The following is a 9948-nucleotide window of genomic DNA, read 5'->3' on the forward strand; positions in this document are numbered from 1 at the left end:
AGCGCGCTCATTCATTGATGGCTGCGCAGGTTGTAGCGCCAGGCCTGGGGACCGGCGGCCCCATTCATCGTCCTTGCAGACCAGTCCTCACTTTCACCGTATAAAAGCCATTTCTTGCATATATACGGTGAAAGCTGCAATACAGACTACATTCCTCTGTCCGATAAGGCCTCGCGCCAGTACATCGACTCCGTCCCCTCGTTTGCGGAAACAGTGCGGCGTGAAGAAATGCGGCTGGAAACAGCTCCGGGGCGCGATGCGGCAAAACGCCGCCGCGATAAACGCCAGGCGGAGATCGTACAAAGACTGACTTCCGAAGGCTTGTTGGTAAGCACGGCGTAGCTGCTTTTAGCGCCGTCTTCTCCCAATCGCCCCCTGTTAGGAGCACAGCATTACCATATCCCGTATCAGTTCACTGATGGCGATGGCATCGAGCGTGGCCAGACTGGCCGCAACCGGCACTTCACCGTGCCGGTCCGTCGCCCCCACAATCAGCTTGCCCAGCGTCTGCTCGGCAAATTCGCCCGGATTATTCGCCATCAGGCCGGGGGTGAGGTCCAGCTGCGCCGCGCGTCCCCCGCCGAGCGGCTTGTTGACATTCCAGATCGCGCCACCGTCCCAGGCGCGGCCGCGCCGCCAACCCTGGTTTTCCAGCGCGAGAACGCGGCCGCTCGCCACCACCACGCCAACCCAGCGCTCGAAGCTGCCGGACGCCAGTTCGGCGGCGCTGGCCGTGTGCACGTCGCGTCCGATCTGGGCGAACGGCTGCAACAGTTCATAATCGGCGAACAGCTGGCCGAACGCCGCCGCATCGGCCGCCGGCAAGTCCAGCGCATGCGCAATGCCGATGCGGACCCCATCGCCTTCGGGCAGCGCGAAGGGCGCGTCGGCGGCATCGGTAAAACTGCCGTCGGCAGCGACCCGGAAGCACGCCAGCAAATTCGCCTCGCCCTCGTACACGCTCCACACCAGCCGCTGCACCAGATGGCGCACCAGCGGATGCCCGGCCAGGCACTGGCGGAACACGTCCGCGCTCCAGCGCCGCTGCGCGCACATGGCCGCTTCCAGCCGGCGCACCTGCTGCGCGGCGATGGTGCGCGCCTCCTTCTTGAGCGCCTTGAAGCGCTCCACCGCCGCCGCCGACAGCGCCTTGTCGTCGGCCTTGTTCGGCTTGGGCAGGTCCGCCAGGCGCAGCTTGGCGTCGTCGCGCACGAACGGCTTGAGCGTCTCGTCGAAGCCGACGCGGAACTGGCGCGGCCCGAAGTCGAGCAGCAAGGTGCCGTCTTCGCCCAGGCCCAGGTCGGGCGCGAGGCGGTCTTCCAGTTCTTCCACGCCGAGGCCGCGCGCGTCGGCGATCTGCGCGATTTTTTCACGCGCGCGATCCTGCAAGGCCTTGAACTTGATCTTCTGCGCGATGCCGTTCAGGAGCATCAGCGCGGTGTCGCTGCCGATGGCGGCCAACACGTCCAGCCCTGCCACGGCGCGCTGGTGCTGATTCTCTCCGGGCCAGCTGCGCAGGCAGGCAGTGAGCTTGCGCGCACTGTCGTCATTGCCGATCAGGCCGAGCGCGCCCATGCCCCAGCCCTCCTTGGGCGGACCGCCGGCGCCGACCCACGCCAGGAATATCTCCCACGCGAAGTCGGCCAGCGACTCGGCTGTGCAGGCCCGCTTGACGTCGGCGATGCCGGCGTACACACCGTCGTCGCCCGGAAAGCGCAGCATGCACCCGAGTTGCTCGATGGCGCTGTCGGGCAGTGCTTTTCCATTGTGCGCCAACAGTGGCCGGCGCCATCCGCCCGGCTGCCAGAAGGCGGGGAAGGCGGCTTGTTTGGCCGGGAACAGCTGGTACGGGTCGAGCAGGTCGGCCAGTGCCGCCGCCACTTCCGGTTGCCGGTAGCGCGCGGCGACATCGAGTAGCAGCGCGCGCTGGCCTTCGTGGGCGAGCATGCGCAGCGCGACGATGGCGTGTGCGCGCGCCGGGCAGGTTTTGCCGACCGCCACGGCGATCAAGCCGCAGGCCGCGTGCTCCGGGTGCGCCAGCAGCCACGCGCGGGCCTCGTCGCGCGCCGCTTTTTTGGTGGCGAAGCTGCGCGCCATCGGTTGCGCCAGCGCCACCGCGCCGAAGGGCAGGCCGAGCCACTGGCCACCGTCCGGCGAGTCGCGGCACAGCGTCACCACCGAGGGCAGGGCGTCCAGGCCGAAGCGCGCCACGGCATACCCAAGGTTGCTCACGTCGTCGCACCCGAGCGCGTTCCACAGGGCCAGGCCGAGCGGCGCGGGCAGGTTGGCGATGCCGCGCCCATCGAGCATGTAGCGGGTCGGGATGCTGCGGTGCTCCCGCGCCAGCGCGATCAGGCGCTCGGTATCGGCGCCGCCGATCAAGGCGGCAATCTGTTCGCGTTGCGGACTGTCGCGAAACCCGGTCAGCCACGCCAGCGCCAGCGGATCGCTGCGGGCCGCGTCGAGCTGTTTGCCGAAGTCGTCGTCGAGCGCGAGCCACGCTTCGCGGCTGCCCGGTTCCCATTGTTCGCGTTCGGGCAGCGCCAGCGGCTTGAGCGTGAGCACCGCGTGGGCCGGCCTGGCGGCGGCCAGCCACGGTGGATTGACCAGCACGGGCGGCAGGTCGGCGCAATCCGCCAGGTCGGCCTGCACGCTCAACTCCCGGTGCAGTCCGGCCAGCAGGCTGGCGCCCTCCGGCGCGATGGCGGCGATGATCGCCGGGACCGCCGCCGCATGTGCGCGCACCAGCTTGTTCAGGGCGAAGCCGAAGGTGGCGCCCGCGCCGCGCTCGGACGCCAGCAGTTCGGCCAGGGCGGCGATCGCGGCCAGCGGCCAGCGCCGGGTCAGGCCGAAGAAGCGCACCAGCTTTGCCTTGTCGTCCCTGGCGTCGCGCGCCAGCACGATCAATGAGGCCGGGGTGCCGATACGCGTCAGCACCTCGCCGACGATCGCGTACTCCAGGCCCGCTTCCAGCGCCGCGACCGCGTCCGCCCCGCGTTCCTGTACCAGGGTGGCGATCATGGCGTGCTTCCTGAACAGCCGTGGCGTGCCGTGCCGCGCGCTGTCCAGGCGCAGCGCGGCGATGGCTGCCGGCGACGTGGCCGCCAGCAGCAGCCAGTTGAGCGAGTCCGGCGCGTGCGCATGATCAAGCGTCAGTGCCAGGTCGTTGGCGATATCGGGCAGCTCCGGCACCATGATGGCGTACCAGGGCAAACGTTGCGGGGCGATGCGCGGCAGGGCGGCCCGAATGCTGGCCACGCACTGCTCCCAGGCCTGCGGCGCGGCGGCGGCAAGATGGGCGCGCAGCGCCAGTTCGGGCGCGCTGTCGATGTGCTCTTCGCTGGTGGCAAATTCCCGGCCCCGGTCGCGTGCGAACATCACCGGCCATTTGGGCGCCTCCCATCCGGCCGCATGGTCGCAACTGCTGCCTTCGGCCTGGAGGAACACTTCCACGGCGTAGGGCAAGCCTTTGCGCGCCACCAGGAAATCGAGGAACTGCCCGTTCGCCTGGTCGCGTTGCTGGTGCTGGTGCAGGTAGGCGTCGAGCGCCATGAGGACCACATCGGATGCGAACGAGCCGTCGCTGGCGCCCTCGCTCAGGCGCGCGGCCGCTTCCGCAGCCGCGTTGCGGTCGTCCGGATGCGAGGCGTCCGGGGCGATCACGAAGCGCTTGTTGGCAATGGCGAGAAACGCGCGCCAGCTGGCGTCGGCGTCGAGCGGCCGGGGGATCGGAAAGCGACGCGAGGGCAGGGCGGGGCCGAGCAGTGCGGGCGGCAGATCGAGCACCGGGCCGGCCGCCAGCCAGGGCGCGCCGCCGCTTGCGGGCGCGGGTACGGGGGCCGGCGCCGCGCAGGCCGGCGCCGGCGCTGTGGCGCGAGGCGTTCCCGCGCCGGTCTCGACGTACCCTTTGCCGGTTTTTTCGCGGACCAGCTTCTCCATCGCGGCGCCAGCCCCGGCGGCATCGGCGTGGGTCTTCGTTTGGGCTTGCCCGGTGGTGCCGATTTTGCCGTAACGAACGTGCAGGTCGCAACCATCGTGTTCGATTTCCCAAAACTTGCTGGAGCTGCCGTCGTTGAACTCGAAACGCTTCATTGTTTGCCTTAATCGATAGGGTTGCCGTGCGAACGCCGCCACCATTTTACACACGCATTTGCCAAAAAAACATCGTGCGTCACCGGAACCGCCGGGCGCCCTCACGGTCCAAACAAGTCAGGAGCGGCAAACCAGCGCTCCAACCACTATCCCGGAACAGGAGAACAGAATGAACTCGCACAACCGTACTGCCCTGCGTGTTTCAACGCTGGTCGCCGGGCTGTTAATTCCTTTCCATATTTACGCCGCCAACCAGGCACCGGCAAGCCAGTCGGTGCAAGCGCAAGTCGACAAGCGCACCGCGGACGCGGCTGAGCAAAAGCAGCGCGTACTGGTGATGCAAGCCCGGTTGACGCAGAACATCGGCGCCGCGCGCGAACAGTTGAAGATCGCCGAGTTGCTCGGTTACGGCGACAAAAAAGATTACAAGCCGATGTACCAGCAGATCGACGAACTCGACAAGAAAACAGCGGGCGGCAAGTCGGGTGCCGGCTGGTTCGACAAGATCCGCCAGCAGCTCGCCGCATGGCTGTAGGTCCCCTGTAATCGCCCCACACAGCGGGCACGCTTGACGAGCAAGAAAGGAGCATCGATGCCTGACCATGATCAAGCGACTCTGCTGCGCAGAAAATGGCTGCTCAGGGCAACCGGCGCGAGCGGGGGCGTGGTACTCGCCGCCGCCGCCATTCCCTTCCTGCGCAGCCTGGCGCCAAGCGAAGCTGCCCGGGCCGCCGGTGCGCCGGTCGAGGTCGACATCGCCCAGATCGCACCCGGCGCCTTGCTCACAAGCGAGTGGCGCGGCCGGCCGGTGTGGATACTGCACCGGACCGAGCGCATGATCGCCCAACTGCGCGAGGATGATGCACGCCTTGCCGATCCGCGCTCGCGGCAGGACCAGCAGCCGCCGTACGCACGCAACGCCACCCGCTCGATCCGCCCTGCGTTCCTGGTGGCGACCGGCATCTGCACCCATCTTGGCTGCGTGCCCGTGTATCGTCCCGATGTCGCACCCGCCGACCTGGGCGGCGACTGGAACGGCGGCTTTTACTGTCCCTGCCACGGCTCGCGTTTCGACCTCGCCGGACGCGTGTTCAAGAACGTGCCGGCTCCCGGCAACCTGGAAATTCCGCCGCACGAATACCTGGCCGATACGCGCCTGCGCATCGGCGCCGACCGCGACCATCCCGCCTGAACGACGCACCCGCAAGCGCCGCACGCACCGCGAGACGGCGCGAACTCATGCTTACCAGATAGCCTGTGGGAAAGCTCTTACACGCGCACGCGCCATCGTCCACTTCGCTCAGCCGTTTGTCATTTGCATAATGTTCAACAAATCAACATCAACGAATGAGCAAGGACGCCATGAATGCAAATCACCCAGGCAGCGCCATCGTGGTTCACGGTGGGGCTGGCGCCGGACGCGAGTTCGACGACGGTTGCGCCCAGGCCGCGCACGCCGCGCGCGAACAACTCGAGCAAGAGGGCGATGCGCTCGACGCCGCCATCGCCGCCATCGTGTCCATGGAAGACGACAGCCGCTTCAATGCCGGCACCGGCGCCGCGCTCGGCCTGGACGGCGCCACCATCGAAATGGATGCCTGCGTGATGGACACGCGCGGGCGCCTCGGCGCCGTGGCCGGCCTGCGCGCGGTCAGGAACCCGGTGCTGGTGGCGCGCGACGTGGCGCGCACGCCGCACTGCCTGCTCGGCGGAGAGGGCGCCGAGCGCTTCGCGCGCGCCATGGGCCACGCACCGTATCGCGTGGTCAGCGAGAAGGCGCGGCGCGCGCACAAAAAAATGCTCGACCAGCTCGCCGGCGACGCCCAGGCCATGCCCGGCGTCGACAACCGGGATTTCGCCACCTTCTGGAACTACGCCTGTTCCCCGGCCTTTGCCGGCAAGACCGGCTGCGACACGGTCGGCGCGGTGGTGCGCGACCAGGATGGCCACTTCGCCGTGGCCGCTTCCACCGGCGGCTCGGCGCCGTCGCTGCTCGGGCGCGTGGGCGACACGCCCATCGTCGGCAGCGGCTTTTACGCCGGCCCGCACGGGGCGGTGGCGGCCACCGGCATCGGTGAACACATCATGCGCCACATGCTGGCCAGCACGGTCTACCACTGGATCGCCGCCGGTATCGCGCTCGACGAAGCGCTGCGCCGCGCGATCGGCCTGTTCCCGGCCGACGTTCCCGTGGGCCTGATCGCGGTCAGCCGCACCGAGGCTGGCGCGTTGAGCAATCAAGCGATGCCACAGGCGATGGTGAGCCATGGATAAGACGAGCAATCGACCGGCCCAAGGCCATCTGCTGATCGTCGGCGGCAGCGAAGACCGCAAGCACGACATGCGCGTGCTGACCCGCTTCGTCGAGCTGTGCGGCGGCGGCGACCAGCCGGTCGCGGTGGTCACGGCCGCCAGCCAGATCGCCGGCGAGGTCTTCGAAATGTACCGCGCCGCCTTCGCCGAGCTTGGCGTGACGCACCTCTCCCATGTTCACCTCGATTCCCCCAAGGAAGCGGGCAGCGAAAAACTGCTCGCGCCCATCCGCGCAGCGCGGGGCATCTTCATGACCGGCGGTGACCAGAAGCGCCTGCTGGACATGATCGGCGGCACGCCCGTCCACGCCGCCATCGCCAGCGCGTACGCCAACGGCGCCTGCATCGCCGGCACCAGCGCCGGGGCCTCGGCCATGTCGCGCTTCATGCTGGCCGAAGGCAAGGCCGAGCTCGAACCGGAAAAAGGCGCGATCCGCCTCAGCCCCGGCCTGGGGCTGGTCGAGCGCGTTGTTTTCGACCAGCATTTCGCCCAGCGCAAGCGCCTGCCGCGCCTGCTGTCGATCCTTGCCGAGCGCCCCGACCTGTACGGCATCGGGCTCGACGAAGACACCGCGCTGTTAATCAGTCCCGGCAGGGGGATCGATGTCATCGGCGACGGCGCGGTGACCCTGGTCGACGGCCTGAACATGATCAGCAACATCGATACGCTGGACGACGGCGAGGTGCCAAGGCTGATCGACGTGCGATTGCACCTGCTGCCGTCCGGCACCCGCTTCGACGCCGGCGCCAACAACCCCATACCCGCACCTTTTCAAGACTTTTTCGACGCCATTACTCAACCAGAACAACGAGAACCATCATGATGACCATCCAGCGACAACGCTTCCTGCGCGGCCCCAACCTGTTTACCGACACCCCTTGCATGCTGACCTTGGTGGACCCGGGACCGCTGGCCGGCACCGTCCCGGCCGCGATCCCCGGCCTGCATGAGCGCCTGACGTCCCTGCTGCCGTCCTTGCGCAGCTACCGCGACCCGGCCGGGGGCGATCTGGGCGACCTGCTCGAACACCTGGCCATGGAACTGCAGAGTCTGGCCGGCAGCGAGATCGGCAGCGTCGAAAAGCGCGCCGTGCGCAAGGACGCTGGCCAGTGCCGCGTGGTGTGCGGTTATCAGTTCGAGCGCGTCGCCAGCGAAGCGCTCGCGCTGGCCTTGCGCGTGGTCGACGCCCTGGTCAACCATACAGAGGTGGACGTCGAAGCCGGCCTGGCCGCACTGAAGGAGAGCGTGGCCGACTGCGCCATCGGCACCAGCACCGGCGCCGTGCTGGCTGCCGCCAAGCGGCGCGGCATTCCGCTGATCCGCATGACCGACACGGCCAACCTGTTCCAGCTTGGCTGGGGCAGCCGCCAGAAGCGCCTGCAAGCGACCGTCACGGGCCGCACCAATTACATTGCCGTCGATATCGCCAGCGACAAGCACCTGACCAAGACCTTGCTCGAGCAGGCCGGCCTGCCGGTGCCGGAAGGCGACACCGTGCGCACGGTCGAAGACGCCCTGCGCGTGGCCGCCCGCATTGACGGCCCGGTCACCATCAAGCCGCTCGACGCCAACCAGGGCAAGGGCGTCACCACCCGCTGCGGCACGGATGACGAGGTGCGCACGGCGTTCGCCCACGCCCGCGCGCACGCGCGCACGGTCATCGTCGAGCGCTTCCTGAAGGGGCGCGACTACCGGGTGCTGGTCACCGGCAACAAGGTCGCCGCGGCGTCGTGGCGCCGTCCGCCGCACGTCACCGGCGATGGCGTCTCGACCGTGCGCCAGCTGGTCGCGCTGGAAAACAGCAGCCCGGCGCGCGGCGAGGGTCACACCAACATTCTCACCAAGATTGCGCTTGACGAGATCGCACGCGAAACGCTGCACCAGCAGGGCTACCACGCCGATGCGGTAATTCCCGCCGGCGCCGTGGTCGAACTGCGCGGCAACGCCAACCTGTCGACCGGCGGCACCGCCGAAGACGTGACCGACCTGCTGCCGCGTTCCACGGTGCAGATCTGCATCCGCGCCGCCAAAACCATTGGCCTGGACGTGGCCGGCATCGACATCGTGTGCGAAGACATCGCCAGGCCGCTGGCCGCGCAGGGCGGCGGCATCATTGAAGTCAACGCCGCGCCCGGCATCCGGATGCACCAGTATCCGTCGGCCGGCACCCCGCGCGACGCCGGCGACGCCATCGTCGAATCGATGTTTTCCGGCAGCGACGGCCGCATTCCGCTGATCGCCGTCACCGGCACCAACGGCAAAACCACGACCACGCGCCTGATCGAGCACGCCGCGCGCCTGACCGGCCTGTGCACCGGCATGACCACCACCGAAGGGGTCTACATCAACGGCGAGCGGACCATGGAAGGCGACTGCACGGGCTACCATTCGGCGCTGTCGCTGCTGAGCGCGCCCGATGTCGACCTGGCGGTGCTGGAAACGGCGCGCGGCGGCATCCTCAAGCGCGGCCTGGCGTTCGACCGCTGCGACGTCAGCGTGGTGCTCAACGTCTCGGCCGACCATCTGGGCCTGGACGGCGTGGACACGCTCGACGAAATGGCCATGGTCAAGGAAGTGGTGGCGCGCAGCGCCTCGCGCGCCGTGGTGCTTAACGCGCACGACCCGCTGTGCGTGGCCATGGCAAGCCGCATCGCGCCCGGTGTCGAGATCGTGTATTTTTCGCTCGACGCCAGCCACCCGGTGCTGCTCGCGCACCTGGCCGGGGGCGGGCGCGCGGTGTTCCTGCACGAGCGCGGCGTGGTGCTGGCCAGCGGCGCCGCCCGCCAGCGCCTGCTCGACGAACGCGCCATGCCGGTCTCGATGAACGGGGTGGCGCGCTACAACGTCGCCAACGCGCTGGCCGCCGCCGCCGCGCTGGCCGCCGCCGGCTTCGCCAACGACAGCATCGTCGCCGGCCTGTCGAGCTTTGTATCGGACGGCAAGAACAATCCCCTGCGCTCGAACCTGTTCGACATCGGCGGGGTGCAGGTGGTGGTCGACTTCGCGCATAACTGCGCGGCCTACGGCGCCCTGTCCGAAATGGCGCGTGGCATGGCGGCGGGCCAGATCGTCGGCGTGGTCTCGGCCCCGGGCGACCGGCGCGACGGCGACCTGCGCCAGATCGGCCAGGTGTGCGCGGCCGGCTTCGATACGGTGGTGGTCTACGAGTCCGAAAGCCGCGGGCGGCCGGCCGGCGAAACGGCGCGCCTGATCTGCGAGGGTGCGGCGAGCGCCTCGCCCGAAGCAGGCCGGCTGCACTGCCGGCTCGACGCCCATGAAGCGATCCGCTTTGCGCTACGCATGTGCAGCCCGGGCGACGTGCTGATCTTCGGGTGCGGTTCGTCGTTGAGCGAACTGATCGAAGCCATTCGCCCGGACATGCCGCAGCTGGCGGAGAAAATTACCGCCGATATCGCCTAGCAGCCTGTCGGACTTGGGGAGTCGAAGCGAAAAAATAGCTGGGCGAGGCCAGATTTTGACGATTTCGCAGTGCCAATAGCGAGCTATTGGCCGAGAAAGCGGCGAAATATGGGCCGTCCCAGG

6 protein-coding genes are annotated in these 9948 nt (G+C 68.3%); 5 read left to right on the top strand and 1 reads right to left on the bottom strand.

Features of this window, described 5'->3' with window-relative positions; translation table 11 throughout:
- Positions 1-378 precede the first annotated feature (378 nt).
- The gene (locus tag F2P46_RS33725; protein WP_166898640.1) at positions 379-4092 is read right to left on the bottom strand and encodes a WGR and DUF4132 domain-containing protein; all 3714 of its coding nucleotides are present in this window, start codon (positions 4090-4092) and stop codon (positions 379-381) included.
- 169 nt (positions 4093-4261) lie between these two features.
- Here F2P46_RS33725 and F2P46_RS33730 point away from each other — a divergent pair, with 169 nt between their 5' ends.
- The 5 genes from F2P46_RS33730 (at position 4262) to cphA (ending at position 9825) form a co-directional block, all read left to right on the top strand.
- The gene (locus tag F2P46_RS33730) at positions 4262-4627 is read left to right on the top strand and encodes a hypothetical protein (protein WP_166898641.1); all 366 of its coding nucleotides are present in this window, start codon (positions 4262-4264) and stop codon (positions 4625-4627) included.
- 57 nt (positions 4628-4684) lie between these two features.
- The gene (petA, locus tag F2P46_RS33735) at positions 4685-5284 is read left to right on the top strand and encodes a ubiquinol-cytochrome c reductase iron-sulfur subunit (protein WP_166898642.1); all 600 of its coding nucleotides are present in this window, start codon (positions 4685-4687) and stop codon (positions 5282-5284) included.
- Positions 5285-5454: 170 nt separating this feature from the next.
- Complete coding sequence (locus F2P46_RS33740; protein ID WP_166898644.1) at positions 5455-6366, top strand: isoaspartyl peptidase/L-asparaginase; 912 nt, start codon at positions 5455-5457, stop codon at positions 6364-6366.
- Positions 6359-7228 (top strand): cyanophycinase, encoded by an 870-nt coding sequence (locus F2P46_RS33745; protein ID WP_229509563.1) that lies wholly within the window; start codon positions 6359-6361, stop codon positions 7226-7228. The genes F2P46_RS33740 and F2P46_RS33745 overlap by 8 nt, the downstream gene beginning before the upstream one ends.
- Positions 7225-9825 carry a cyanophycin synthetase gene (gene cphA / locus F2P46_RS33750; protein ID WP_306667731.1) on the top strand — a complete coding sequence of 867 codons (2601 nt, stop codon included), beginning with the start codon at positions 7225-7227 and terminating at the stop codon, positions 9823-9825. The genes F2P46_RS33745 and cphA overlap by 4 nt, the downstream gene beginning before the upstream one ends.
- Positions 9826-9948 lie beyond the last annotated feature (123 nt).

This window comes from Massilia sp. CCM 8734, assembly GCF_011682155.1.
GTDB lineage: Bacteria > Pseudomonadota > Gammaproteobacteria > Burkholderiales > Burkholderiaceae_D > Telluria_A > Telluria_A rubra.